Origin of the sequence: Xanthomonas sp. NCPPB 3005, assembly GCF_041228095.2 — a bacterium.
GTDB classification, from domain to species: Bacteria; Pseudomonadota; Gammaproteobacteria; order Xanthomonadales; family Xanthomonadaceae; genus Xanthomonas_A; species Xanthomonas_A bonasiae.
Genome location: NZ_CP166096.2, coordinates 5394310 through 5420977 on the forward strand (window position 1 = coordinate 5394310; position 26668 = coordinate 5420977).

At 69.5% G+C, this 26668-nt stretch carries 13 protein-coding genes; 3 read left to right on the forward strand and 10 right to left on the reverse strand.

What is annotated here, in order from left to right; genetic code table 11:
- Positions 1-76: 76 nt before the first annotated feature.
- The 3 genes from AB8810_RS23360 to AB8810_RS23370 form a co-directional block, all read right to left on the reverse strand.
- Positions 77-1933, reverse strand: coding sequence for a sulfotransferase (locus AB8810_RS23360; RefSeq protein ID WP_369915050.1), 1857 nt, complete (start codon positions 1931-1933; stop codon positions 77-79).
- Between the two features lie 195 nt (positions 1934-2128).
- Entirely contained in the window at positions 2129-5560 is a 3432-nt protein-coding gene (locus tag AB8810_RS23365) for a PAS domain-containing hybrid sensor histidine kinase/response regulator (RefSeq protein ID WP_206230353.1), read from the reverse strand.
- A gap of 45 nt (positions 5561-5605) precedes the next feature.
- Complete coding sequence (locus AB8810_RS23370) at positions 5606-6943, reverse strand: ATP-binding protein (RefSeq protein WP_369915051.1); 1338 nt, start codon at positions 6941-6943, stop codon at positions 5606-5608.
- 229 nt (positions 6944-7172) lie between these two features.
- On the opposite strand from AB8810_RS23370, the gene AB8810_RS23375 reads away from it, so the two are divergent.
- Both AB8810_RS23375 and AB8810_RS23380 read left to right on the forward strand, forming a co-directional pair.
- Complete coding sequence (locus AB8810_RS23375) at positions 7173-9077, forward strand: diguanylate cyclase (RefSeq protein WP_369915052.1); 1905 nt, start codon at positions 7173-7175, stop codon at positions 9075-9077.
- Between the two features lie 166 nt (positions 9078-9243).
- The gene (locus AB8810_RS23380; protein WP_369915054.1) at positions 9244-11670 is read left to right on the forward strand and encodes an AAA family ATPase; all 2427 of its coding nucleotides are present in this window, start codon (positions 9244-9246) and stop codon (positions 11668-11670) included.
- A 120-nt stretch (positions 11671-11790) separates the two neighbouring features.
- Here AB8810_RS23380 and AB8810_RS23385 read toward each other — a convergent pair whose 3' ends face one another.
- Both AB8810_RS23385 and AB8810_RS23390 read right to left on the reverse strand, forming a co-directional pair.
- The gene (locus AB8810_RS23385) at positions 11791-14190 is read right to left on the reverse strand and encodes a GH36-type glycosyl hydrolase domain-containing protein (protein WP_369915055.1); all 2400 of its coding nucleotides are present in this window, start codon (positions 14188-14190) and stop codon (positions 11791-11793) included.
- On the reverse strand, positions 14187-15566 hold the full coding sequence (locus AB8810_RS23390) for an MFS transporter (RefSeq protein ID WP_369915056.1): 1380 nt from the start codon (positions 15564-15566) through the stop codon (positions 14187-14189). The genes AB8810_RS23385 and AB8810_RS23390 overlap by 4 nt, the downstream gene beginning before the upstream one ends.
- Before the next feature lie 150 nt (positions 15567-15716).
- Between AB8810_RS23390 and AB8810_RS23395 the strand changes: the two genes are divergently transcribed.
- Positions 15717-16280 (forward strand): gluconokinase, encoded by a 564-nt coding sequence (locus AB8810_RS23395; RefSeq protein ID WP_369915057.1) that lies wholly within the window; start codon positions 15717-15719, stop codon positions 16278-16280.
- Between the two features lie 649 nt (positions 16281-16929).
- Here the strand turns inward: AB8810_RS23395 and AB8810_RS23400 are convergent.
- The 5 genes from AB8810_RS23400 to AB8810_RS23420 form a co-directional block, all read right to left on the reverse strand.
- The gene (locus tag AB8810_RS23400; protein WP_369915058.1) at positions 16930-17547 is read right to left on the reverse strand and encodes a DNA-3-methyladenine glycosylase; all 618 of its coding nucleotides are present in this window, start codon (positions 17545-17547) and stop codon (positions 16930-16932) included.
- Positions 17548-17783: 236 nt separating this feature from the next.
- On the reverse strand, positions 17784-19931 hold the full coding sequence (locus tag AB8810_RS23405; RefSeq protein WP_369915059.1) for a S46 family peptidase: 2148 nt from the start codon (positions 19929-19931) through the stop codon (positions 17784-17786).
- Positions 19932-20149: 218 nt separating this feature from the next.
- Entirely contained in the window at positions 20150-20311 is a 162-nt protein-coding gene (locus AB8810_RS23410) for a hypothetical protein (protein ID WP_179570061.1), read from the reverse strand.
- Between the two features lie 353 nt (positions 20312-20664).
- Positions 20665-24501 carry a translocation/assembly module TamB domain-containing protein gene (locus AB8810_RS23415; protein ID WP_369915060.1) on the reverse strand — a complete coding sequence of 1279 codons (3837 nt, stop codon included), beginning with the start codon at positions 24499-24501 and terminating at the stop codon, positions 20665-20667.
- Positions 24498-26279, reverse strand: a complete 1782-nt coding sequence (locus AB8810_RS23420) for an autotransporter assembly complex family protein (protein WP_369915061.1) — start codon at positions 26277-26279, stop codon at positions 24498-24500. Before AB8810_RS23420 ends, AB8810_RS23415 begins: the two co-directional genes overlap by 4 nt.
- Positions 26280-26668 lie beyond the last annotated feature (389 nt).

Below are 26668 nucleotides of genomic sequence, written 5' to 3' on the forward strand. Positions count from 1 at the left end.
CGAAAACATGTGCGTCCACAGGCGCGGACGGGGACGGCGCCATGGGCGCCGGTGCGGGCCGAAGCGGCTGCCCGAATCAGTCGACGCGATAGTCCCAGCGCTGCAGGTAGGGCTGCAGCAGCGGCAGCACCGGCTCGAAGAATTTGCGATACGGGCGCCAGCGGTCCAGACCCTTGCGATTGATGCCTTCGACCACCTGCGCGTAGCTGGGCGTGCTGATGAAACCCTTGGCGCGCGCATGGCGCTGGAACTCCAGCAACCGCTCCGGTTGTTCGAGTTCCAGGAAGCTGCCCAAGCGCGCGACCTGCGCCTGCGGATCGGCGACCAGGTCTTCGTAGCGCAGCTCCAGCGCGCGCGGTTGCAGCAGCTCGACGTGGTAGAGCCAGAACGCCATCGCATCGGCGTAGCCCTGCGCCAGGCGTTGCGCGCTGGAACACAGCACCGCGAAGGCCGGGGAGCGGAACGCCTGCATGTAGCAGCTCAACAGCACGTCGCAGGGATGGCGCAGCGCCAGGATCACGTGCGCGTTGGGGAACAGCCGCTGGATCAGCGGCAGGCGCAGCAGGTTCAGCGGATTCTTGTCGACCAGGCGTTGTCCGGGCTGCAGCTGCACCACGCCGCGTACGGAACGCCAGTAGTTGGCGCGCAGGGCCGCGCAGGCGGCCTCGTCGAGCTCACCGAGGCCATCGGGCCAGGCCAGGCCGCGGCGCTCGCTGCGCTCGGCCAGCCCTTGCAGGAACGGCCGTTCGTCCATCGCGCACAGCTTCGGATGCGCATCGAGCATCTGTTCCAGCAAGGTGGTGCCGGAGCGCGGGAACCCGACCACGAAGATCGGCGAGGCATCGCGCGGCGGCGCCGCCACCGGCAGCGCGGCGGCGTAGCGCACCGGATCCCAGCGGCGTCGCGCGACCGGCAGCGGCGCCGCGCCCGCCGCAAGCAGCTCGGGCACCAGCGAGGCGACGCCCTCGACCTGCCCGGCATGCCCCTGCGCGCACGCCGCCAGCATTTCGTCGTGGCGCCCCAGGCGGTCGCAGACGCGGGCCATCGCGAACAACAGGTTGCTCTGCTTGCGCGTGTCGGCGGCCGCGTCGGCGGACAGCAGGCCGCGCAGCAGCCGGTACGCGGCGTCCCACTGCCCGTCGCGCATCGCCAGCACCGCCAGCGCATTGATCGCATCGTGGCGCGCGTCCACGTCCTCGATCCGCTCCGGCGGCGGCAGGTGTGCGGCCGCCCGCCGCGCCTCGTCTAGTTGGTTGACCCGCTCGAGCACCAGCACCAGGCGCGACCAGGCGCGCTCCGGTTGCGGCATCGGTCCGGCGGCGCAGGCGCGCAGCATTTCGCAGGCCGCGTCGGTGTGGCCGGACTGCGACAGCAGCCAGGCCAGTTCCAGCGTGGTCTCCGGGTCCAGCGCAGGCCATTGCGCACAGTCCGCGAGCAGCGCCTCCACGCGCTGGAAGTCGCCGCACTCGTGGCAGGCCATCGCCGCGTGGACACGCAGTTGCGCCGAGTCCGGCGCCAACCCATGCGCATCCAGCAGATGCTCGCGGGCGACGCCATAGTCGCCTTCGTCCATCGCCAGCAGGCCCAGATTGTGGTGCAGCATCGCATCGCCCGGCGTCAGCGTAAGTGCCTGCGCATACGCCTGCCACGCCTCGGCGAAGCGGCGCGCCTCGCGCAAGGCGGTGCCCAGGTTGTTCCAGTGCGCCACATCCTGCGGCTGCCGTTCGGTCAGTTCGCGATACAGCACTGCCGCCTGCGCCGCATCGCCCTGCATCTGCAGGCTCATCGCCAGCAGGCTGCTGGCCAAGGCGTCGCCGGGCACGTGCTGCAGGTAGCGGCGCGCGCCCTGCTCCAGCGCCTGCGCCTGTCCCGCCTCCAGTGCCGCCAGCAATTGGGGCAGCGACGGGATCGCGGTGTCTTGCGGTGGGCTCATGCGCTGACGGTCCAGACGGGCGGGCGGAAAGGGCTGCCACCATAGCCGGGCCGGATCGCGGGTCGCAACGCAGGCCGTGCCGGGCGCAGGCAAACGACGCACACACTGCGGATACGCAACTTCGCCGCACGACATGCTCGACGCCGGACCGCGCAATGCGCGCTGTCGCGATCGCGCCGACCGGCGCCAATCGCTCTAGATCGGATCGTGATACGCGGTGAGGAAGGCGCGCAGCGAGGCCGGCTTGACCGGCTTGGTCAGCAGCCGGTAGCCGCGTTCGCGGGCCTGCAGTTTCAGTTCGTCGCGACCGTCGGCGGTGAGCAGCGCGCCGGCGACCGGGCCGACCATCGCCTCGCGCAGTGCGTCCAGCGTGTCCAGCCCGTCCAGGCGGTCGTGCAGGTGGTAGTCCACCAGCATTACGTTGGGCGCGCGCGCCGCCAGTAGCAGCGCCTCGTCCACGGTGCTGGCGCAGATCACCTCCACCTGCCAGCGGCCGAGCAGCGCGCGCATGCCGTCGAGGATTTCCTGATCGTTGTCCACGCACAGCACGCGCAGCCCGACCAGCGAGTCGCTGCTGGCGACACTGCGCTGCTGCCGCTGCTGCTTCTGCGGCACCGGTGCCACCCGCGGCACGGCGATCGAGAACATGCTGCCGTGGCCGACCGCACTGCGCGCATCCAGGTCGTGGCCGAGCAGGCGCGAGATGCGCTGGCAGATCGACAGGCCCAGGCCCAGCCCCTGCTCGCCCCAGTCGAACGGCTGCTGGTAGCGTTGGAACTCCTCGAAGATCTGCTGCATGTGGTGCTTGGGAATGCCCGGACCGGTGTCCCACACCTGCAGCTCCAGCGCCGCGCCGCGGCCGCGCATGCCCAGCACAATGCGGCCCTGGCGGGTATAGCGCAGCGCATTGGCGAGGAAGTTCTGCAGCACGCGGCGCAGCAGGCGGCGGTCGCTGCGCACCCAGATCGGCCGCGCGTAGACATGCATGCGCAGGCCGCGGCTGGCGGCGACCGGGGTGTACTGCGCGGCCAGTTCGCGCAGCAGCACGCTGGCGTCGAAGTCCTCGATCGTCGGGCGCATGCCGCCGGCGTCCAGCCGCGACACGTCGAGCAGGCCGTCGAGCAGTTCCTCGGCCGCACGCAGCGAGGCGTCCACGCGCTCGGCCAGATGCCGCTGCTCCTCGTTCTGGTGCGCTTCGCGCAAGGCGGAGGCGAACAGCCGCGCCGCGTTGAGCGGTTGCAGCACGTCGTGGCTGATCGCGGCCAGGAAGCGGGTCTTGGACTGCTGTGCCAGTTCGGCCTCGCGCGAGCGGTCGGCCACGCGCTGCTCCAGCGTCTCGTTGGCTTCCAGCAGCGCCTGCTCGGCACGTTTGTAGTCGGTGATGTCGTTGTAGCTGGTCACGTAGCCGCCGCCGGGCAGCGGCTGGCCGCGCATCTCGATCACTTTGCCGTCGCTGCGGGTGCGCTCGAACACGTGCGAGGTGCCGGCGCGCAGATGCGCGATGCGGCGGCTGATCTGGTCCTCGATGCGGCCTTCGCCCAGTTCGCCGCGCTCGGCGTTGTAGCGGATCAGGTCGGCGACCGGGCGGCCGACGTAGAGCATGCCGTCGGGGTAGCCGAACATCTGCTGGTAGCGCCGGTTCCACGCGGTCAGGCGCATCGCCGGATCGACCACGCTGACCCCGGCGCTGATGTTCTCCAGCGTGGTGGACAGGATCTCGCGGTTGAAGCGCAGCTCCTGCCCGGCCTCGTCGAGCACCGCCACCACTTCGCCCAGGTCCATGCCCGAGCCGCGCAGCAGGCTGGTCAACACCAGCCGCGCCGAGGCCGCGCCGATCGAGGCGGCGAGCAGGCGTTCGGTGAACTGCACCCAGACGCGGTCGGCCACCGCATTGGGCTGCGGCTCGCGGCCGAGCAGTTGCGCCTGTTCGGCGAAGGCGCGGCGGGCGTGGCGTTCGCCGACCATGCGTTCGGCCAGCGCCTGCAGATCGACCACCTGCACCTGCCCGAGCCAGTCGCCGGCCACTGCCGGCCGCTGCGAATACGGCTCGAGGAACGGCGCCGCGCGCAGCCGCTCGTCCAGGCCCGGGCGCCAGCGCGCCGACACCAGCATCATCGTGCCGACGTTGAGCAGCAGCGACCAGAACGTGCCGTGCGCCAGCGGATCCCAGCCGCTCATGCCGAACAGCTGCTGCGGGCGCAGCCAGGAGATGCCGAACGGCCCGTCGTGCAGCCATCCCGGCGCCAGCCAGCCGGCCTGGGTCAGCGCCGGCAGCAGCAAGGTGTAGATCCAGGTGCCGAAGCCCAGCACCATGCCGGTCTCCACGCCCTTGCGGCTGGCGCCGCGCCAGTACAGCCCGCCGATCACACCCGGCGCGAACTGCGCCACCGCGGCGAAGGCCATCAGCCCGTACGAGGCCAGCGAACTGTCGTTGCTGCTGCTGCGGTAGTAGCCGTAGGCGATCAGCGCCAGCAGCAGGATCGCCAGGCGGCGGATCCACAACACCCGCGAGGCGACGTCGGCGCCGGCCGCCTGGTGCCCGCGCCGGCGCAACAGCACCGGCATCACCAGGTCGTTGCTGATCATCGTCGCCAGCGCGATGCTGGAGACGATGACCATGCCGGTGGCGGCGGAGAACCCGCCCACGTAGGCGACCAGCGCCAGCGCGGTGCGGCCCTCGGCCAACGGCAGCGCCAGCACGATGCTGTCGCGCGCCACCTCGCCGGAATGGCCGAACAGGGCGATGCCGGCCGACGCGATCGGCACCACCATCGCCGAGATCACCACCAGGTACAGCCCGAACAGCCAGCGCGCCTTGCGGATGTCGCCGATGTCGCTGCATTCCACCACCGCCACGTGAAACTGCCGCGGCAGGCACACGATGGCCAGGAAGCTGAGCAGGGTCTGCGAGATGAAGCCGACCGGCGGCGTGTTCTGGAACAGCGTGCGTGCCGACTGCAGTACCTGCCCGTCGCGGCCGCTCAACCATACGTAGGCGAACACGCCCACCGCGACCATCGCCAGCAGCTTGACCACCGATTCCAGCGCGATCGCCAGCATCATGCCGTGGTGGTGTTCGGTGGCGTCCACCTGGCGGGTGCCGAACAAGGTCGCGAACAGCGCCATCAGCAGCGCCACGTACAACGCCGGATCGGCGTAGAACGGCGCCCCGGCGCTGGACTGCCCGCTGAGCACCTGCAGGCTCATCGCCACCGCCTTGTACTGCAACGCCAGGTACGGCACCACGCCGATCAGCGCGATCACCGCCACCAGCGCCGCCAGGCGCCGCGAACGGCCGTAGCGCGAGGAGATGAAGTCGGCGATGGACACCGTGTTCTCGCTGCGCGCGATCAGCGCCAGCCGTTCGACGATGCGCCAGCCGAACAGCAGCATCAGCAGCGGACCCAGGTAGATCGGCAGGTAGCCGGCGCCGTTGCGCACCGCGCTGCCGACCGCGCCGTAGAACGTCCACGACGAGCAGTACACCGCCAGCGCCAGGCTGTACACCGCCGGGCGCAGCCACGGCCGCTCCGGGTACAGCGGCCGCCGATCGCCCCACCACGCCACTGCGAACAGCAGCGCCGCGTAGCCGACCGACACCAGCAGCAGGATCCAGCTAGAAACCAAGGGCGACGTCCCCGGTGCGTTCGCCGCAGTCTAGCTCGCCGCCGCTCACGAGACCGCCGTCGCGCCGGCGTGCAGCGGCAACCGCAGGCGGAACACGCTGCCCTGCCCGGGCGCGCTCTCCACCAGCAATGCGCCGCCGGCCGCGGCGATCAGGTTGGCGCTGACCGCCAGCCCCAGGCCGGTGCCCTGCCCGCTGGGCTTGGTGGTGAAGAACGGCTCCAGGCAGCGCGCGCGCACGTCCTCGCTCATGCCGTGGCCGCTGTCGCGCACCGCGATCTCCAGGGTGGCATCGGGCCGCGGCGCCAGGGTCAGCTCGAACTGCCCGCCCTCGGGCATCGCCTGCTGCGCGTTGGCGGCGAGATTGAGCAGGATCAGTTCCAGCTGCGCGCGGTCGAAGCGCACCGGGCACGGCGCCTCGTGCAGGTGCAGGCGCACCTGCACGCCCAGGCCGAACAATTGGTCGAACATCGGGCGCATGCCGGCGATCGTCTCGGCCGGTTCGAACACCTCCAGCCGCGTCGCTTCCTGGCGGCTGAAATCCAGCAGCTTGCGGGTCACCGCCGCCGCGCGCCGCGCCGCCGCATCGGCCCCCTGCAGCGCGGCCTTGAGCTGCTGCGGATCGTCGCTGCGCCGCGCGCGCGCGGCATAGCCCATGATCAGGCTGAGCAGATGATTGAAATCGTGCGCGACGCCGCTGGCCAGGCGGCCGACGCTCTCCATCTTCTGCGCGTGCACCAGCTGGTCGCGCGAACGCTCCTTTTCCTGCATCTCCAGTTGCAGCCGGTCGCGCGAGCGGGCCAGGTCGTTGCCGCGCTTGCGCGCCAGCGCCAGGCTGTCGCGCAGGGCCGCCACCGACTGGTCCAGCACCAGTGCGACCACCACGAAGCCGACCAGGCTGCCCACCGCCACTTCCAGGACCCGCGGCCACAGCGACGGCAGGAAGAACATGCGTGCCGCATCGCGCCATGCGCCCAGCGCGACCACCAATGCCAGCCACGCCACCGCGCCCCAGAGCGCGCGCCGGCTCAGCAACAGCCCGCCGATCAGTACCGGCAGCAGCTGCCCGAGCTGGCCGCGCAGTTGCGCTTCCAGCCCCCAACGCGCATAGCCCACGGTCAGCAGCGCCAGGCTCACCACCACGAACAGCCGCGCCGCCCACAGGAACGCGCCACGCCGCAACAGCGCGAAGCACACCCACATCGCCAGCGCATTGAATCCCGCCAACCACAACGCGACCGAGTCGATGGCTGCGCCGGCCCGCCACCATGCCATCAGCATCGCGATCAGCTGATACAGGCCCACGAACACCAGTACCAGCTGCAGCATCGCCGCGTTGCGCCGGTCGACGCGGTCGGCCAGCGGGATCGCACGCCACCAACGCAACGCGCACGCCAGCGGGCCAGCGGCGGGCGGGTCGGCGGAACGCTGGGGCGTAGGCAGGTCGGGCATGCGCGGGCCAATGGCGGGAGCGCCGCCGGCAGGCGGACGCGGACTGCGGCTATATTAGCCACCTCCGTCTTCCCGCTGGATGCGACGCGGCCCTGGACCTGCAGGTTGCCGCGCATGCTGCACGGGCCGATTCCGCCGCTCGACGCGCCTGGATTACAAATCGATGACGTTTCCCTTGTTCACCGGCCTGGGCCGGGCTGTGTTCGTGGCCGCAGGCCTGCTGGCAAGTCCGGTGCTGGCACAGACCGTTCCCGGCGCCGATCCGTACGAACCGCAGCTGCGGCGCTGCCAAACCAGCATTGCGCAGCAGCCGAGCGCCTCGCGGGATATCGCCAACGACCTGCTGACCATGCCCGGCCTGCCGGTACCGGTGCAGGTGCGGGCGACCGGCTGCCTGGCCACCGCGCAGCAGATGCTGGGCGACAGCACGCAGGCGGCGGCGACCACCGAGCGCTTGCTGGCATTGCTGCAGACACCGGGGTTGCCGCCGCTCGTCCGTAACGGCGGCCGCCTGCAGGCGGCGGCGCTGCTGCAGCAGGGCGGCCAGTTGACGCGTGCGCTGAAACTGCTGGAGCAGATTCAGGCCGATGCGCAGCGCAGCGGCGACACCGTCGCGCAGATCGGCGCGCTGGCCGGCATCGCGCTGATGCGCGGCGACGCGCTGGACGACTCGGAAGGCGCGCTGCACTACTTCCGCCAGGCCATCGCCCTGGCCGAACAGCTGCAACGGCCGCCGGCGCAGGCCGACATGATGCTGTACTACAACTACGGCTACGCGCTGCTGATGCTCAAGCGTTACGACGAGGCCGACGCCGCCTTCGATCGCGCTACCGCGGTGGCCGTCAAGCTGACCAACCAGGACCTGTTCCTGCACCGTATCGCCAGCCACCGCGGCGAGATCCAACGCGCCGGCGGCCACGCCGAGCGTGCCGAGCCGATGTTGCAGAAAGCGCTGTACTGGCAGCAGGCCGACGGCGATCCGCAAGGCGCCGCAGTGACGCTGCAACGCCTGGCGCGGCTGCGCCTGGACCAGGGTCGGGCCAAGGACGCGCTGGTCTACGCCGAACAAGCGCAGACGCTGTCCGAGCGCAGCCGCTTCGTCGCGGAGATCCGCAACGGACTGGACCTGATCAGCGAAATCCATGCCGCGCTGGGCAATGCCGACGCCGCGGCGCACTACGCGCAGCAGGCGCGCGCGATGGACCGCGACAAGGCACGCGCCGAAACCCTGGTCTCGCTGGCCAAGCTGCAGGCCGATGCGGCGCGCAAGCTGCCGCCGATCGCCGACACGGGCGCGGCACGCGCCGACAACGCCGGCCGCATCGCGATCGGCCTGGCGCTGGTGCTGGCGCTCGGCGTCGCCCTGGCGATCCTGTACCGCCGCCGCCAGCGCCGCGAGGCCGAACGCAGCCTGCTCGATCCGCTGACCGGGCTGCTGAACAGGCCGGAAGCCGAACGCCGGATGCAGGCGCTGTTCGCCGCGCCGAGCCGGGACAAGCGCGAGGCCGACGGCCGCTGTGCGCTCCTGCTGGTCGACGTGGATGGATTCAAGGAGTTGAACGCGCGCTACGGCCATGCCGCCGGCGACCACGCGCTGTTGGCGCTGGCCGGCTGCCTGCGCGAGAGCTGCGATGCCGGCGACCTGATCGCACGCTGGGGCAGCGAGGAATTCCTGGTGGTGCGCGCGGACACCTCCGCGGCGGCCGCGTTCGCGCTGGCCGCGCACCTGCGCGGTGCGGTCGAACGCCTGCGCGTGGAAGCCGGCCAGGGCGAACTGCTGCCGTTGACGGTGTCGGTCGGCGCAGCGCCGTTCCCGCTGTTCCGCCGGCCCGATGCGCGCCTGCAGGACACCGTGGCGCTGGCCGAATGCGCGGTCCAGGCGGCCGGCCACGCCGGCGGCAACGCCTGGGCCGGGCTGTGGGGCACGCCGGGCGACGTGGCGGTCACGCCGCAACAGGTGCTGGCGGATCCGGTGCGCGCGCGCGCGCAAGGCTGGGTGCTGCTCGACGGCAGCGATCCGCTGCTGTGGACGCGCGCGTTCGCCGCGCCGGACACGCAGCGCGCGTGAGCGCGTGCGCACGCGCGGCGCCGCCGTGGGCCGCGGCGGTCGTCCCCTCACCCCACCCCATCTCCCAGCGGGAGAGGGGCCATGTGCCGCAGTGCAGCGGCGGCGCAGTGACGCGGGTGCGACACGCTAAGATCCGTGCGGTGAACACCCACACCCGCCCACGCTGATGTCGTCCGTCCCAGTCGAGTCGCGGGCGAGCTATCTGCAGCAGCAACGGCTGCGGCTGCAGACCCAGTTGCAGCAGGCGCAGGCGCGGCAGGCCGCTGCCGAGGCCGAGGTGGAGCGGCATCTGCCGGCGGTGGAACAGGCCGTGGCCACGATCCGCCGCGATTTCGTCGCGCAGGCCGCGCAGGCCGCGAGCGCGGTGCTGCGCCGCGAACGCCGCCGCGCGTGGTGGCCGGCACTGCTGTTGCGCCCGCTGCTGCCGGACTGGCGCTGGCGGCTGGCGCTGCTCGCCTTCCTGCTGCTGGCGCTGCCATGGATGAGCGCGCACTGGCTCGGCGACGCGCGCGGCTATCTGGACTGGTGGCGCCATCTGGGCATGCAGCGCGACACCCTGCAGCTGCTGCAGCGCGTGCTGCCGTCGCTGCTGGCGTATGCGCTGCTGGTGATCGGCGGCGCGCAACTGCTGGCCCGGCATGTCAGCCACGACGAACGCGCGCGGTTGAACGGTTTCGCGCAACGGCCGCTGGCGCTGCTGCAGTTCGCCAGCGACAGCCGCCACGACGCCGCCTTTCCGTACCGCGTCACCCGCGCGCCATGGCCGCAGCGCGAACTGCAGGGCCGCTGGCAGATCGCCGCGGCGCACGGCGACCTGTTCGGCGCGCGCATGCTGGCGCTGCACGACGGTGCCGAACCGGAGCCGCAGGTGCAGGCGCTGCTGGTGTTGCCGGACGCGTCCCACCCCGCGGCACTGATCCCGATCGCCGCCGAGCTGGATGCCGAGGCGCAGGCGCAGCTGCACGCCCTGGCGCTGGCCGTGGCGACGAACGCGGCGGCCGAATCGCAGCCGATCGCCGAGCTGCACCGGCACGTGGACGCGTGGATGGAAGCGCGCAGCCAGCAGCGCATGCTGCAACAGCGGCTGCAGAGCATGGACGCCATCCACCGCCACTGGGCCGACGTGGCGCTGCCCGACACCACCCTGGACCAGATCCTGAAGCTGGTGGACCTGTTCGTGTCCGGGCGCACGCCGGCGCCGAAGGGCATGCTGCTGCACGGACCGCCGGGCACCGGCAAGACCCTGATCGCGCGCAAGCTGGCGCGCCATGCCGGCTGCCATTTCGAAGCGCTGGGCGTGGCCGACCTGAAGGCCGCGCACGTCGGCCACACCGGCCCCAAGGTGCAGGCGATCTGGCAGCGCTGCCGCGCCAAGGCGCCGGCGATCCTGTTCATCGACGAATGCGAAAGCGTGTTCGCGCGCCGCGGCGGCGTGGACAGCGACAGCTTCGGCGCCGAGCTGGTGCAGACCTTCCTCGCCGAATGGGACGGCTTCCACGAGGCGCGCGGCCAGGTGCTGGTGATCGGCGCGACCAACCGTCCCGGACTGCTCGACGACGCGGTGATGTCGCGCTTCACCGCCAGCATCGGCATCGGCCTGCCGGATGCCGATGCGCGCGCGCGCATCCTCGGCGGCGAACTGCAACGCGCCGGCTTCGCGCTGGCGCTGGACCCGCGCGTGGTCGCCGACAGCAGCGGCCTGTCCGGCCGCGACCTGCACACGCTGGTGGCGCGGGTCGCCGCCGAGTGCATGGACGGCGAACTCGACGGCGACGCGCTGCTGGCGCAACTGCGCTTGCTGCGCGGCAAGGGCTCCACCCGGGTGACGCCGCTGGACTGGAACGACATCGTGCTGCCGGCACCGGTGATCGAGGAATTCGTCGGCCTGGGCAAGGAACTGCGCAATGCCGAGACGCTGGCCACGCTGGGCGTGCCGGTGCCGCGCGGGATCCTGATGTACGGCCCGCCCGGCACCGGCAAGACCCAGCTCGCGCGGATCCTGGCCAGCCAGTCGGGGTTGGCTTTCATCGCCCTGACCGGCGCCGACCTCAAGGCCGCCTACCTGGGCCAGTCGGGCCAGCGCGTGCAGGCCGCGTTCGAGCGCGCCCGCGCGCAGGCGCCGTGCATCGTGTTCGTCGACGAGATCGACATCGTCGCCCCGGCGCGCGGCGCCGACGGCGACGATGCGCTGACCCGCGAGATCGTCGGCCAGCTGCTGCAGGAACTGGACGGCGTCGCCAGCCAGGCCGGGCAGGTGTTCCTGCTGGCCGCCAGCAACCATGCCGCGGCGATCGACCCGGCGCTGCTGTCGCGGCTGGACCGGCAGATCGAGATCGGCCTGCCCGACCGCGCCGCACGCAGCGCGATCGTCGCGCGCCTGTTGCACGGCAAGCCGCTGGCATTCGACGCAACAGAGGCGGCCACCTGGCTGGCCGAGCGCAGCGAAGGCCGCTCCGGCCGCGACCTGCAGACCTGGATCAGCCGCGCGATGCGCCGCGCCGCGCGCCGCGCCCTGCTGGAAAGCGACGATGCGGCAAGCACCCGGCTGCAATGGCAGGACCTGATCGACACCGCGGATGAGGCACGGGCATAGCGCGCCGTCCTGTCGCGGCTGAAGTCGCTCCTACAGGAGCAGGCATGCCACTGGGCCCAGTGTAGGAGCGGCTTCAGCCGCGACCAGACACCATCCGCAGCCCGATCGCCCGAGCCGCCCTCACCTCTCCGGCAACATCACCTCGACCCGATAACGGCGGCCGCTCTCGATGCCCTCGATCCGCGCAACGTCCAGCACCCGCCCATCCACACTGACCTGCGGCGCAACACACCCCGCAGCGCGCTGCATGCGCACCTCCAACACCGCCCCGCGAAACCGACGCTGCACCGTCGCCTGCCTCCAGTGCGACGGCAACTGCGGGCGCACGCACAGCGCCTCGCCCTCGCCTTTCAGCCCGAACAGGCCCTCGATCAGGCAACGGTACAGCCACGCCGCGGTGCCGGTATTGAACAACTGGCTGGAACGGCCGGCGGTACGCGGCAGCTCGCGCCAGGCGCCGCGGTAGTAGTTCGGCACGAACACCGGCAACTGCCCGCGCTGCAGGTAGTCGGCCAGGTCCGGCCCCGGGATCATCGCGCGCAACACGCGCCAGGCACGGTCGGCGTCGCCGATCGCGTACAGCGCATGCAGGTAGAACGCGGCGGCGTGGTTGTAGACCGAACCGTTCTCCGCCGAACCCGGATGCTTCTGCGTAAGCCGGCCAACGTCTTCGCGCATCGCGGTATACGGCGGCGCCAGCATGGTCGGCCCGTACGGCGTGTCCAGCTGCGCATCGACCGCCTGCAGCAAACGCTTGCGCTGCTCCGCATCCGCCGTACCCGCGAGCAACGCCCAGCTCTGCGGATTGAGATAGATGCGGCCCTCCGCATCGTCCTTGATGCCGAAACGCACGCCGTCGTCGGTGATGCCGCGCGCATACCAGTCGCCGTCCCACAGTTCGCGGTTGACCGCGGCGTTGACCTCGTCCGCGCCGGAGCGAAACGCCGCCGCCTGCGCCTGGCGGCCATGGCGTTCGCAGAGCGTCGCCCACAGCTGCAGCGCGTAGGCGGTGGCCACCGACAACCAGCCGGACACGCCGCGGCCGCGATGGCCGACCATGTTCATCGGATCGCACCAATCGCCCTGCGCGATGTAGCTCAGCCCGCGCGCGTCGCGCGCGCCGAGCAGCCAGCGCATCGCCGCGTCCAGCCGCTCGGCGACGCTGGCGCCGTGCCCGTCGGCACCGACCACCACCTCGTCGAGCAGCGCCGCATCGCCGGTCTCGTCCAGGTACGCCGACAGGAACACCGGCAGCCACACGCAATGGTCGGTATGCGGCACCTGGTTGATGTACTTCAGCTCTGCGCCCTCGATCAGCAGGATGCCGTCCGGCATCGCGCCGCTGGCTTCCTGCTGCGACAGCGCATGCAGCAGCGCCGCACGTGCGGTCTGCGGGCGCAGGAAGCTCATGCCCATGTGGTCCTGCAGGAAGTTGCGGGTCTGCGGATCGGTGGTCAGGCGGTTGACGTCGCCGTGATAGAACAGCTGCCGCGGCAGCCAGTGGTTGACCAGGTTGTCCAGGCACGGATCGGGCGTGGCGATGTGCAGGCAGCCGGCCGCCTCGTTCAAGTAATCGCTGTACGCGGCCGCCGCTTCGGCGAAGCCGGCAGCGGACAGATAGCGCTGCCGCAGCGCAGCGATCTCCGCATCGTCGCGTGCCGGGCCGAACAGGAAACGCAACGTCTGTTCCTGCTGCGGCTGCAGCGTCAGGCAGTACTGCAAGGCCGCCGTCGGCGTTTCGTAGCGCGCATCGCTGCCGCCCAGCCGCGGCTGCAGCACCGCGCTCGGCGCGTGCAGGCCACCCTCGCCTTCGAACGCCAATTGCCGCGCATCCCATGCATCGGGCGCCTGCTCGTGCAGCAGGAAGGTGCAGTCCTTGAAGTCGCGGTTGCGGAAGTAGTCCTCGACCTTCTGGTATGGCGTGACGCTGCGGCACACGATGCCGCCCAGGTCGGCGCGGTACTCGCCGCTTTGGTGCATCCACGACATGTAGCCGACCGGGAAATACGCATACAGCGCGATCCGCCGCGCGCGCCCGTCCAGATTGCGCACCTGGCACTGCCACAGCTCGACCGTGTCATCGACCGGCAACTGCAGGCGCACCTCCACCTCGATCTCGGCGTAACGCACGCACCAGGCGATGTCGCGCTTGCCGACCGAGAAACGGAACGCCTGCGGCGTCGCCCGCACCGGCTCGTACGGCACCGAATAGACCGCACCGCTGTCCTCGTCCTTGAGATAGAAGAAGCGCCCCGGATGATGCGCGTAGTACGGCTGCTCCGGCTGCATGAAGGTCCTGGCCTCCAGGTTCGGCGCATGCGCGTACTTGGCCGGCTCCGGCTGCATGAACTGCGCGGTGGCGTAGCCGCGGCAGGTGGCCTGGATCATCATCCGCCGGTTCCACAGGAAGCCGCCGGCATTGGGCAGGGCCGTCGCGCTATGCAGCTCGTAGCGTTCGCCGTCGGCGCTGGGCGCCAGCAGATCGGCTGCCTCGCGGGATGCCTCATTGCCAACGCTCATGCGCTTGCCTCCTCCGCGACGCGCTTGCGCGCGGCCAGTTCCTGTTGGATACGCAACAGCGCCGCATCGTCGAGCGGATAGAACCGCATCGTCCACGCCGCCAGGAACGCGACCGCACCGGGGATCACCGTCAGCAGCAGCACGATGCCCAGCTGCGAGGCATCGCTCTGCGCCTGGTTGGCCACATAGCCCATGCCCGCCAGCATCCACGCGATGCAGGCCGAGGCCAGCGCGCCGCCGAGCTTCTGCGAGAACGTCGCCGCCGAGAACGTCATCGCGGTGGCGCGGCGCCCGGTCTTCCATTCGGTGTAGTCGGCCGTATCGGCGTACATCGAGAACGCCAGCGGCGATTTCGGCCCCAGCGCCAGGCCGATCAGCAGGTTGATCGCGAACAGCGCCCAGATCGCCTCGCGCGGGATGAAGAACATCGCGCAGCTGAGCACGCCGACCACCGCCATCAGCCACATCATCAGCCGGCGCTTGTCGCACAGCCGGGTCAGCAGCGGCGTGGCCGCCGCGCCCACCGCCAGCGCTATCGAATAACTGCCCAGGAACCAGCCGGTCAGGTCGGGGCGGCCGACGTAGTACTTGAAGTAGTACACGCCGGCGCCGGCACGCATGACGATGGTGATCATGATGATCAACGCCAACGCGAACAGCACCCGCCACGGCGGATTGCGCAGCAGATCGGCAATGTCCTGCAGCACCGGCGTGCGCGGCTGCGGCAGCGGCTGCACGCGTTCGCGCGTGGTCGCGAACACGATCGCGAACAGCGCCGCCGCGGCGATGCCATAGACCAGCATGGTGCGCTGCCAACCCTGCGCGTCGTCGCCGTTGCCGAACCAGCGCACCATGTCCAGCGTGGCGTAGTTGACCAGCGTGGTGCCGGCGAAAGCGGCGATGAAGCGGAAGCTGATCAGCGTGGTGCGCTGCTGGCTGTCGGCGGTGATCACCCCCGACAACGCCGAATACGGGATGCTGATCACCGTGTACATCAGCATCATCAGACCGAAGGTGACGTAGGCCCAGACCAGCCGCCCGCCCTGGCCCAGATCCGGCGTGGTGTAGGCCAGCACGCCGCTGGCGGCCATCGGCAGCGCGGCGAACAGCAGGTAGGGGCGGAACTTGCCCCAACGCGAGCGGGTGCGGTCGGCGATCGCGCCCATCAGCGGATCGGTGACCGCATCGACCACCTTGGTCAGCAGGATCATCGTGCCCACCGCCGCCGCCGGCAGGCCCATGGTGTCGGTATAGAAGATCAGCAGGAATGCGGAGATGTTGGCCCAGTAGAAATTGAAGCCCATGTCGCCCATGCCGTAACCGACCTTCTCGGTCCAGCGCAGCGGGGCATCGGCGCGTTGCGGCGGTGTGGGCATCGGCGATCCTGTCGGGTGGTCATGCGATGATGGAACGGCGCCAGGCACGTTCCGCTGATCGTGGCGTGCCGACGCTACACCACGCTGCGCGCATCGCCAACGCCGACGCGCGCATCATGCCAAACCCCGTGCAAGGTATAACCGCTCGTGATGGACGCAACATCCCAGAATTCCGTGCCGCAGCGCAGCGAAGCCATCGTCGTGATGGGCATTTCCGGCAGCGGCAAGACCAGCGTCGCGCAGGCGCTGGCCGCGCACTACGGCCTCGCGTTCCTGGACGCGGACGATTTCCACAGCGCCGAGGCCAAGGCGCAGATGGCGCGCGGCGTGCCGCTCACCGATGCGCAGCGCGTGCCGTGGGTGGCGGCGCTGGCGCTGCGCCTGCGCCAATCGATCGATGCCGGCCAAAGCGTCGTGCTTGCCTTTTCCGGGTTGCGCCGTGTTCACCGGCAGCAGCTGCGCGATAGCGGCGTGCCGATGCGTTTCGTGTTCCTGCATGCGGCCGCGCATGTGATCGCCGAACGCCTGGCACGGCGCAGCGGTCACTTCATGCCGCCAGGCCTGTTGCAGAGTCAGATCGATACGCTGGAGCTGCCGCTGGAGGAGACGGACGTGGTCTCGGTAGATGTGGACGCGCCGTTCGACGCGGTGGTGGCGGATGCGATTGCGCAGCTGGATGGCGGGCCTGGCGGTGCGAACGTCGCCGTGGTGTAACGCGTCTCTCGTCTCATTTTGGCGGTCGCGATCGAGTCGCTTGGTTGGTTGCTGCTCCAACTGCTCGCATAGGGAACTGCATCGAATTCGCTGAGGGGCGAGGTGCACTGTAGGAGGGACTTCAGTCCCGACACCGTCCAGTCGCGGCAACCCCACAGCTTCGCTCGTCGCGGCTGAAGCCGCTCCTACAAAGGCGCTTGCGGCCAATTCGATGGGTGCACTGTGGGAGGGAATTCAGCCCCGACACCCTCCGGTCGCGGCAACCCCGCCGCCTCGCTCGTCGCGGCTGAAGCCGCTCCTACAAGGGCACTCGCCGCCAACTCGATGGGGGCACTGTGGGAGGGACCTCAGTCCCGACGCCTTCCGGTCGCGGCAACCCCGCCGCTTCGCTCGTCGCGGCTGAAGCCGCTCCTACAAGGGCACTCGCCGCCAACTCGACGAGTGCACTGTGGGAGGGACTTCAGTCCCGACGCCTTCCGGTCGCGGCAACCCCGCCGCTTTGCTCGTCGCGGCTGAAGCCGCTCCTACAAGGGCACTCGCGGCCAGCTCGACGGGTGCACTGTGGGAGGGACTTCAGTCCCGACGCCTTGCCGGTTCCCGCCTGTCCCGCCGCGCCATGCGCCGGCATGCGTGGACCCAACGCGCCCCGTCAGCTCGCGCGCGTGCCACTGCGCTTCGCTCCCGGCAGCGCAGGCCCCGACACGTTCGGATCGCCAGGCACATACCAACGCCACAACGCCTCCGTGGCCTTGCTGATGCCGATACGCGGCGTGGCGACCGGATCCGCAGGTGGAGGCGTGCCATCCTCGCCCAGCCACAGGCGCGAGCTGGCCTGGGTCAGATCCAGCCCGTTGTCCGCACCCGAAGCACCAAGCGCCTTTGCCAGCCGGCCGGGCCCGCGGGTGAGATCGGCGATACGTCCCACGCCGCGCGCCAACTGCATCGCCTCGATTCCTGCGACCGGCGCCAGCGCACGGATCAGCACCGCATGCCCGGGCGCGCCGCCGCAGACCGCGTTGAGCGCCCAATGCATGCCGTAGATGAAGTAGACGTACAGATGGCCGGGCGGCCCGAACATCACCTGCGTGCGCGGGGTCATGCCGCGGAACGAATGCGCCGCCGGATCCTCTGCGCCGCAGTACGCCTCGACCTCGACGATGCGACCGCAGCGGCCGTCGTCGGCGATCAGCAGCTTGTTCAACAGTTGCGGCGCCACCAGGCGCGCGTCGCGGGCGTAGAACGTGCGCGGCAGCGGTGTCGGCAACATCGCCACAACCTACCGGGACGCCCGTGAAGAACGTTGCGGCGCGTGCAGATCAGCATGCGCGCAGAAACGCGCGGATCGTAGCGCGCGCACCACGGCACCGCCTGGCCGGCGACGGACCACCGCGCATGGCGCCGCACCCGGATGCACGCTGCTCCATCCAAATGCCGCGCGCCGCACTCCGGCCGCCGGCATCACTGTGGAGCACCAAGCCCGGCACTTGCCGGGCACGGCCTTACTCATTCCGCAGGCAACCGCAACTCCTGCAGCAACTGCGGCGCCGGATAGACCTTGGCCAGCAACCAGCGCAGGTAGCGCATGTCCACATGGATCGCACGCTTGTAGCGCGGGTCGTACCACCAGCTGGCGCTGACCGCCTCCCAGTTGCTGTCGAAATTCAACCCGATCAGCTCGCCGCGCGCGTTGAGCACCGGCGAACCCGAATTGCCGCCGGTCGTGTCCAGGTTGGTCAGGAAATTCACCGGCTGCGTCTTCAGCTGCGCATCCACGGTGCTGCCGAAATCGCCCTTCGCGATCGCCGCGAGCAGCGGCTTGGGCGCATCGAACGGCTCCTGGCCGGTGTTCTTCTCGACGATGCCGGCCACCGTGGTCACCGGGGCGAAGCTCACCGCATCGCGCGGGGCCAGCGGCTCGACCCGTCCGTAGCTGACGCGCAACGTGCTGTTGGCATCCGGATACACCGCCCGCCCCTGCTGCTTGCGCCAGGCGAACAGCGCACGCATGTAGGCCGGACGCAGGCGCAACTGCTCGCCCTCGCGCGTCTTGCGCTCGTTCTCCAGGCGCAGTTGCGCCGGCACCAGCGCCGCGGCCAACGCCGTCAGCGGATCGGCCGCCACCGGCTTGCCCTCGCGCGCGGCGGCGAAGCGCGACAGGCGCTCGCCCTCCTCGCCCAGCCTGGTCCCGGCATAGAGCTTGTCCAAGGCCTGCTGCAACTGCGCCGGCGTGCGCCCGAAGGCAGTATCGAATTCGGGTACGCGCTGCGCATCGGGCAACCGCTGGTAGCGGGTCAGCAGTGCACTCAGCAGCGCCTTTTCCACCGCGGGCGAATAGCGCCGCTGCACCTGCTTCAGCATGCCCTCGATCAGCGCCTGGTCGCGCTGCTGGTAGCCGGTCTCGCGCTGATCGTCGGCTTTGGCCGACTCCACCCGCAGCCGCTCCAGCGTCAACGCCGAACGCAGCAACTGGGTCTGGGTACCGACCAAGGCAAGCAGCAGATCGCGCTCGCGCAGCGCCGATGCCTCGGCCAGCAGCGACTGCAAGGCCGCGATGTCGCGCGCGTTGTCTCCATGCGTGGCGGCCAGCATGGCGCGCTCGTCCTCACCGCGCAGCCGCACCGCATCGCTGCGCTGCATGCCTTCCAGCTCGCCGGCCGCGCGCTTGCGATTGTTCTTCAACGACTGCAGCTGCGCCGCATAGCGCGTGCGCGCCTCCGCATCGGATTTTCCTGCCGCCTCGATCACCGCGATCATCTGGTCGAACACCGCCACCCGCTGCGGCAACGCCCCGTTCACCTGCTCGTCGAACTCCGCCGCCGTGCGATGCCGGTAGGTGATGCCCGGATACCCGGCCAGCATCGCGTAGTCCCCGGCCTTCGGCCCCTGCGTGGCGATCTGCAGGTGCGCCGGCGGCTGGTACGGCACGTTGTCGGCGCTGTAGTCGGCCGGCTTGCCGTCCTTGCCGACGTAGGCGCGCAGCAGGGTGAAATCGCCGCTGTGCCGCGGCCACATGAAATTGTCGATCTCGTCACCGTAGTTGCCAATCGACCGCGGCGGCGCATACACCAGGCGCACGTCGCGCAGCTCCAGCTGGCGGATCCGGTAGAAGTCGGTGCCGTAATACATGTTGGCGACACTGCAGCGCACCCCGCCCTCGCGCTCGCAATCGGCCACGATGCGCTTGCTCGCCGCATCCACCGCATCGAAGTAGGCGCGCCCGGTCTTGCCCTTGGCCCGCCCCAGCACGGCGTCGGTGACCTTGTCGAAGCCCACCGTCACCAGCACCCGAAAATCCGGATTGGCCGCCCGCTCGTCGCCGCGATCCTTGGCGATGAAGCCGTGCTCGATCAGATTCTCCTTGGCCGAGGTGTTGTACTGGATCACCCCATAGGCCACATGGTGGTTGGTCAGCAACAACCCCTCGCCCGACACGAACGCCCCGGTCCCACCCCCGACCTTCACCACCGCACTCAACGGCGGCTGCGTCACCGCCGCCAGATCGCGCGGATCCCCACGAAACCCCGCCTCGCGCAGCGGCTTGGCCAGCTCCGGCAGTTGGGATGGCATCCACATACCTTCGTCGGCATGGGCGGTGGCGGTGAGGGCGAGGCCTAGGGTGAGCGAGGCGGCAAGTGCGTTGGGTTTGGACATGCGGATGTCATGGAGATGCAGTGACCGTGACCTTAGCCGGGCGTTGCGTTCGCGGCAACCGACCCCGTACTCGTAGCCGCATATGAAACCCGTAGATGGGACCGCTCTTGGATCAGCGCGAGCAAGCTCACCCATCAACCGAACCAAGAGGGCGATATGCACTCTAGAGGTACGGCAGTTGCGCAACCGGACACACGGACGACGAAGTCAAAATCACTTCACGCCTCAAGACCGTTGTCGAATATCTGTTTTTTGTTCTCTTCAACCTTAAAGCCAGCTGCAACAACCGGGAACCGGCGCCCGGAAGAAACAAAAATTGCAACTGACGATCCAGCAACCTCTCTGCCGAGCATGTCCGCCAAGTGTTGAAGCTCATCCAACGTAGGCTCCGCAAGCTCCAGCCCGCGCATGAACCGCGGTAAGGCAAGATATTCAACACCTGTGCAAATTACATCGACATTCCTGGGTTCATCCGTGCTTTGCGGGCTTCGAACAAGCAGCAGCCCATGGCTAACGCGATAGTCCTACAGCTGGAATGTTCTGGTTGCAAAACGTGTTTCGATCATATCACTGAGCTCTAAGTGGCTTGCACAGCGAGCCGGCTCCAACTTCCCGAACTCCGGCTCAGTGCTACCGATCAACTCGTCCCTATAACTCTACTGGGCAAGTCCCGACAGCAGACTAATCACCTTCAACACACCGACATCCGAGGCGCAAGCACCAGGAAGGAACCCTACTTCTCCTTCCGCCAATTAAGCGACCCACGATTCTCCACCGTGCTCGATTCCACCTCCGCGTCGAAACCGCGGCCGAGCAGGTATTTCAGGGTCAAGACCGAACCGCTGCCGATCAGCGACACGCCATAACTGACGTAGAGTTTCGGCGATAGATATTTGCCGAAACCGACCACCGAGCCGCCGAGGGTGCGCGACTGGCTGACGCCGGCGTCGTCGAAGCCGAGTTTGGCGCCGAGTTGCGAGGCGAGGATACCGCTGCCCGCCGACAGCGCGCTGGCCGCGGCGGTGACCTGGTCGGCTTCGTCGCTGCTGGCGTTGCTGAGGCTGCGGCCCAGCACCAGGTACGACATCGCTTCGGATTGCGACATCGACGGGTCCGACCACACGTCGGCGCGCGGGGCGGTGGCGCGGCCGGTGACGTCGATGCCGGCGGTGACGTCGCCGACCTTGCGTTGCGCGCGCATGTTGATGCGCGGGTCGGAGACGATGTTGTTGCTCCAGGTCAGCTGGCCGCGGGTGATGGTCAGGTCCTGGCCGTAGGCCTTGTACTGGCCGCTGACGTCCAGGCCGCCGGTGGCGGTCATCTCGCGGCCCTGGCGCGAGCGCACCTGCATGGCGCCGGTCAGCGCGCCCTTCAGGCCGAAGCCGGCCATCTTGACCTGTTCGCCGAGCACCACGCGCAGGTCCATCTCCAGCGGCGAACTCGGCGCTTCTTCAGGGTCGGCCGGATCCAGCACCACCACGTCCTCGGACACCGAGGTGCCGCGGTCGAGCCGCTCCAGGTCGATATCTGCCGACGGCACGGTGACCTGACCGTTCAATTTCATGGTCTTGTTGGCGATGCCGAACTGCAGGTCGGGGTTGGCCACCGCGCGCAACTCGGCAGTATTGGACACCAGCACGTTGGTGCCGCGGATGTTCAACTGCAGCGGCGTGGTGTCGCCGTACCACGACAGGCCGCCGTCGACGTTGAGCGTGCCTTCGCCGGATTTGACCGAGGCGACGATGCGCGCCGAGCCGTCCGGCTGCGCGTCGAAGCGGCCCTTGCCTTCGCTCAGGGTCAGGCCCAGCGCCGGCAGTTCGCCGGTGAAGTCGCTGAGCGTGGCGTTGCCGCCCATCGACGGCTGCGAGCGCGTGCCGCGCAGGCTGACGTGGCCTTCGACCAGGCCCTTGGGCCGCACCAGATCGGGCGAAAACAGCTCCATCCAGTACAGCCGCGACATGTTCATGTAGATCTCGCCGGTGAGCGGCGCGTACGCATCCCAGCCGGTGTCCACGGTGGCGTCGATGAAGCCGTCGCCCTTGAAGCCGACGCCAAGCTTGGAGTGGATGTGCTGGGCGGTGAAGTCGGTGACGAAACTGAACTGGTCGTAGCGCACCAGTTCGCCGCGCGCGTTGTCGCCCAGGCGCAGGCCGCCTTCCGGCGAGGCCAGGCGCAGCGATCCCTGCCAGGCGTTGCCGGCCGGCTTGAAGCTGCCGTCGAGGGTGAGTTCGCCGCGCAGGTACATCTTGCGGCCGCTGTTGGGCGGCAGCCACGGCTGCACCAGCGACAGCGGCAGCGCGTCGCCGCGCACGGTCAGGCCCTGCTTGGGCCAGTTGGCGGCCAGGCACAGCGCGCCGCCACCGTTCGCGCCGAGGCAGGTGTCGGACAGGGTGAATGCGCTGCCGGCGATGGCGAACGTGGCCGGTTGCCGCAGTTGCCATGGCTCGCCCTTGGCCGGCGCCACGCGCAGCGTGTTCAGGCCGCCCTGCCAGCGCGCGCCGTCGCGGCGTAACTGGCCGGCGAAGGCGAGTGCGCCCATGTCGTTGTGGGTGTCGGCATCGAGCTGCAGGTTTTCCACCGCGCCGCGCGCATCCACGCGCACTGTCTCGAGCACCACGCCGGCGCTGATCGCGCTGCCGCGCAGCGCCAGTTCGCCGCCACTGCCGCGCCACGGCAGGCGCCCGCGCAGGCTGACGCTGTCGGCGCCATAGCTGTCCCACTTCAGGCCGTTGCCGGTGAGGTCGGCGGTGAGGTCGGGCGCATCGCGGCGGCCCTTGACCTGCACGCTGCCGCGCAGGCTGCCGGTGGCGCCGGGCAGCAAATCAGCCAATTGCAGCGGCTGCAGTTGCGCCTCGATGTCGAGCTGGTCGCCGACCTTGCCCTGCGCCTGCACGCGGCTGTCGCCCAACGCCAGTTGCAGCTTGCCTTCGCCCTGTTCGCCCTGCAGCGCGAAGGTGCCGTTGGCGTCGAGCGGGCGGCTGCGCAGCTTGCCGTTCAAACGCGGCACGTCGAGGCTGGCCTGGTAGCCGGCGGCGCTGCCGTCGGCATGCGCCGGCAACTGTTTGCCCTTGGAGGCGAACTGGCCGGACAGGTTGCCGTCCCAGCCCGGCGCGAAATAGCCGGGATCGAAGCCGGCCAGCTTGGCGTTCACATCCCAACTCAATTCCGGTACCCAGGCCACTTCGCCGCCGAGGTCGAGCGTGCCGCTGGGCATCTTCGCCTGCACCTGCTTGAGCTGCGCGTGCTGGTCGTCGCCGCGCACATCGAGGTGCAGTTCTGCGCTGTCCTTGCCGCGCGATACGGTAGCTTCGCCGTAGGTTGCCCACTGTTTCAGCGTGCCGGCCAGGCCGAGATTGGCGTCGACCAGCTTGATCGGCACGGCCGGCGCATCCGGTGTGGACGGATCCGGCGCAGTGGCGAAATTCAGGCCGCTGGCATTGACCGAGAAGCGGAACGTGGCGTTGTTCGGATCGCGGAAGTCGGCGGTGCCGCGCAGCCGCGCCTGGCCGTCGAAGGCGCGCAGTTGCAGCGGCGCGACGGTGAGCACCTGGTTGTCCAGGCGCACGTTGGACGGGTCCAGCGTGACCTTCTGTTCGCCGTACGCGAGCTGGCCCTGCAGCTTGGCGTCGCCGCCCTTGCCGGAGGCGCTCAGGTCGAACGCGATCGGCTCGCTGGCGGGGGCCGCGGCGGCGCCGGGCGGCACGAACAGCGACGGGTCCAGCGCCTTGCTGCTCGCCGCGAACTGCCAGGTGGGATCGGTGCGGCCGGTGAACACCAGGGTGGCGCGCAGCGGCGCGGGCGCGTTGCCGGCGATCGCCACTTCCATCTTGTCCAGGTTGCCGCGCGCGATCAGGCCCAGCCGCGCCGGCGTGCGTCCGCGCGCAGCCGGCAATACCGCACTCGCGGTGAGATTGGCCTTGTAGTCCTGCGCCGGCACGTAATCGCCATCGACGCGGAAGTCGCCGCGGTCACTGGTCACGACCAGGCGCTTCGCGCGAAATTCGCCGTTGGCCACTTCGATGCCGCCACTCAGCGTGTGGATATCGATCATCGGCTGCTGCGCCTGGGTGATGCGCAGTCCGTTGATCAGGATGCGATCGGCCTGCAGCGCCAGCGGCACTTCGATCTGCGGCAGCGACTGCGGCCAGCTCGGCAGCTCGAACGGCTCGTCGCTCTTGGCCAGGTTGAGCGTGGCGTTCTTCAGTTGCAGCGTGTCGAGTTGCAGCTTGCGCCCGAGCAGCGGGCGGATGTCCGGATCCAGGTAGGCGCGCTCGGCGGTGAAGTGGATCTGGTCGTAGCGGAAATCCAGGTTGTACAGGATCAGCGGGCCGGCCAGCGGGCCCTCGGCGCGCTCCCAGGTCAGCGAGGATCCGGCCGGCAGCCGCGCCACCACCTGCGCCAGCAGCACGTCGCGCCCGGCCACCGTCTGCAGCAGCCAGTACACCGCCAGCAAGGCCAGCAAACCCAGCCCGGCGATGGTCAGTCCCGAACCCCACCAGAAGCGCTTGCGCCGGTAGAAGCGCGGGCGCCGCGGCGGCGTCGCGGGCGTGGCGGGGCCGGTCGCGCTCACAGGTTGGCTCCGATGTTGAGATAGAGCTGGAACTGCGAGTCCGGATCGTTCAAGCCGTGCGCGATGTCCACCCGCACGGGTCCCACCGGCGAGCGCCAGCGCACGCCGAAACCGACGCCGGTGTGCCAGTCCGGGGTATCGTCGAACGCGCTGCCGCTGTCGACGAACACCGCGCCGCCCCATGGGCCGCCCTTGAAGTAGTGCTCGTATTCGGCGCTGCCGGTGAGCACGTGCTTGGCGCCGAGCGCGAAGCGGTCGGGCTTGGGGGTGCGCGGGCCGACTTCGCGGAACGCGTAGCCGCGAATGCTGTTGTCGCCACCGGCGAAGAAGCGCAGGCTCGGCGGCATCGCCACCAGCGCGTTGGTCCAGGTGCTGCCGGCTTCGCCGCGCAGGAGCAGGCGGCTGTTCTCGCCCAGTCCCTGGAACCAGCTCAGGCGCATGTGCGCCTGGGTGAAGCTGGCGTCCGAGCCCAGCCCTTCGGCGCCGGCACGCAGGCTGAGGTTGCCGCTGAAGCCCTTGCGCGGGAATACCTTGTCGTCCACGCCAACGTAGTCGGCTTCGATCTGCGGATAGACCAGCGTGGAATACTGGTACAGCGCGTTGTCGAACACCTCGTCGGTGGCGTAGCGCCAGCGCTCGCGCAGCGCATTGAGCGAGGCGATCGCGGTCCAGTGCTCGTTGATCTCGCCGCTGCGGCTGCCGGTGAGCTTGAGGTTGCGCAGATCGATGTAGTCGGTCTGCTCGTCGTAGGCGCGCATCGAGGCGGTGTACCAGCCGTCGAGCCAGCGGAACGCCGGCACCCGGTAGCTGGTGATCAGGCTCTTGCGCTTCTGCGCGTAGTCCAGCTGGGTGCTGAGCTTGTGCCCGCGCGCGTTGACGTAGCGGCGGTCCACGCCCAGGCGCACGCCGGCGCCGCTCTCGCTGCCGTAGCTGATGCCGCTGGTGTAGATGCTGCGCTTGGCGCGGGTCAGGTTCACGTCGACCGGCACGTTGCCGTCGGCGTCGGCCTCTTCGGGCTTGGGCTGGATGTCGACGGTGCTGAAATAGTCCAGCTTGACCAGCGACTCGCGCAGCCGGTCCAGCTTGCCCTCGTGGTAGTAGCTGCCTTCGTCCCAGTACACCAGCGGATCGAACAGGTCCTGGTTGAAATAGTCCTGGTGGAAGCGGATCGCGCCCATGTTGTAGCGGCGCCCGCTGTCCCAGCTCAGGTCGATGTCGGCGGCATGGTCGGCGCGGGTCACCTCGACCCGGCGCTGGGTGAAGTCGGCATCGAAGTAGCCGCGCTCGGCCAGGCGCCGGGTGATGGTGACCTTGCTGGTCTCGTAGGTGGTGTGGTCGAAGACCTCGTCGGCCTTGGGATGGAACTTCTGCAGGTCCTCGCCCAGGTAGCGGTCGTCCTCGGCCGGCCCGGTGATGCCAACATGGAAGTTGCGCACCCGCACCGGCTCGCCCTTGTCCACGTGCAGGGTGACGGTCAGCTTGTCGTCGTTGCGCGGCGCCTCGACGGTGATGGTCGGGGTGTAGTAGCCGAACGGCTCCAGCGCCTGCCGGGTCTGCCGCTCGGCCTGGCTCAGCAGGTACTCCAGGCGCGATTCGCCCTGGACCTTGCCGATGGCCTGGTACAGCGACAGCGAGACTTCGATGTTCTCGATCATCGCCGCGTCGTCGTCCTTGTCCAGGCCTTGTATCTGGACTTTTTCAATCGTGCCGCGCGCCTGGACGAGGCCGGCCAGCGACAGCAAGGACAAGAGCAGGGCGAGGCGGGGGATGGATCGCATGGGCGCCAGAATACCGACACACCGTGTGAAGCTGTTAACTAGACGTTGGCTTGCATCTGTCGGCAAGGTCGCGTAAGCGCTTGGTGGGAGGTCGTTGCCGTGGTCCTGTGCGGCATCGGCGACGGCGTCGGCGGTGGCTCCCGTGTCATTGCAGCATGATCCGGAACGCGCGGCTGAGTGCGCCGCGTGCGCTGCCGGATGCCTCCTGCGCGGCGTTGGGGGGGCCGCACTCGCCGCTAGCCGCTATCTGCATCGGCGGCGCCGGCAACGCGCCATAGGGCCTGCGAGCGGGCAGCAGACGACGTATTCCTTCGCGCGGCCAAGCCGTACAAGCGCCGAATGCCCGCGCCCGCCCCTGCAGCTTGCCAATCCGCACAGGCCGCGCCACG

Bases quoted from the DNA above. Each gene is read 5' to 3' on its own strand.
- AB8810_RS23360 (WP_369915050.1), bottom strand. From the start codon at position 1,933: ATGAGCCCACCGCAAGACACCGCGATCCCGTCGCTGCCCCAATTGCTG.
- AB8810_RS23375 (WP_369915052.1), top strand. From the start codon at position 7,173: ATGACGTTTCCCTTGTTCACCGGCCTGGGCCGGGCTGTGTTCGTGGCC.
- AB8810_RS23380 (WP_369915054.1), top strand. From the start codon at position 9,244: ATGTCGTCCGTCCCAGTCGAGTCGCGGGCGAGCTATCTGCAGCAGCAA.
- AB8810_RS23385 (WP_369915055.1), bottom strand. From the start codon at position 14,190: ATGAGCGTTGGCAATGAGGCATCCCGCGAGGCAGCCGATCTGCTGGCG.
- AB8810_RS23390 (WP_369915056.1), bottom strand. From the start codon at position 15,566: ATGCCCACACCGCCGCAACGCGCCGATGCCCCGCTGCGCTGGACCGAG.
- AB8810_RS23395 (WP_369915057.1), top strand. From the start codon at position 15,717: ATGGACGCAACATCCCAGAATTCCGTGCCGCAGCGCAGCGAAGCCATC.
- AB8810_RS23400 (WP_369915058.1), bottom strand. From the start codon at position 17,547: ATGTTGCCGACACCGCTGCCGCGCACGTTCTACGCCCGCGACGCGCGC.
- AB8810_RS23405 (WP_369915059.1), bottom strand. From the start codon at position 19,931: ATGTCCAAACCCAACGCACTTGCCGCCTCGCTCACCCTAGGCCTCGCC.
- AB8810_RS23420 (WP_369915061.1), bottom strand. From the start codon at position 26,279: ATGCGATCCATCCCCCGCCTCGCCCTGCTCTTGTCCTTGCTGTCGCTG.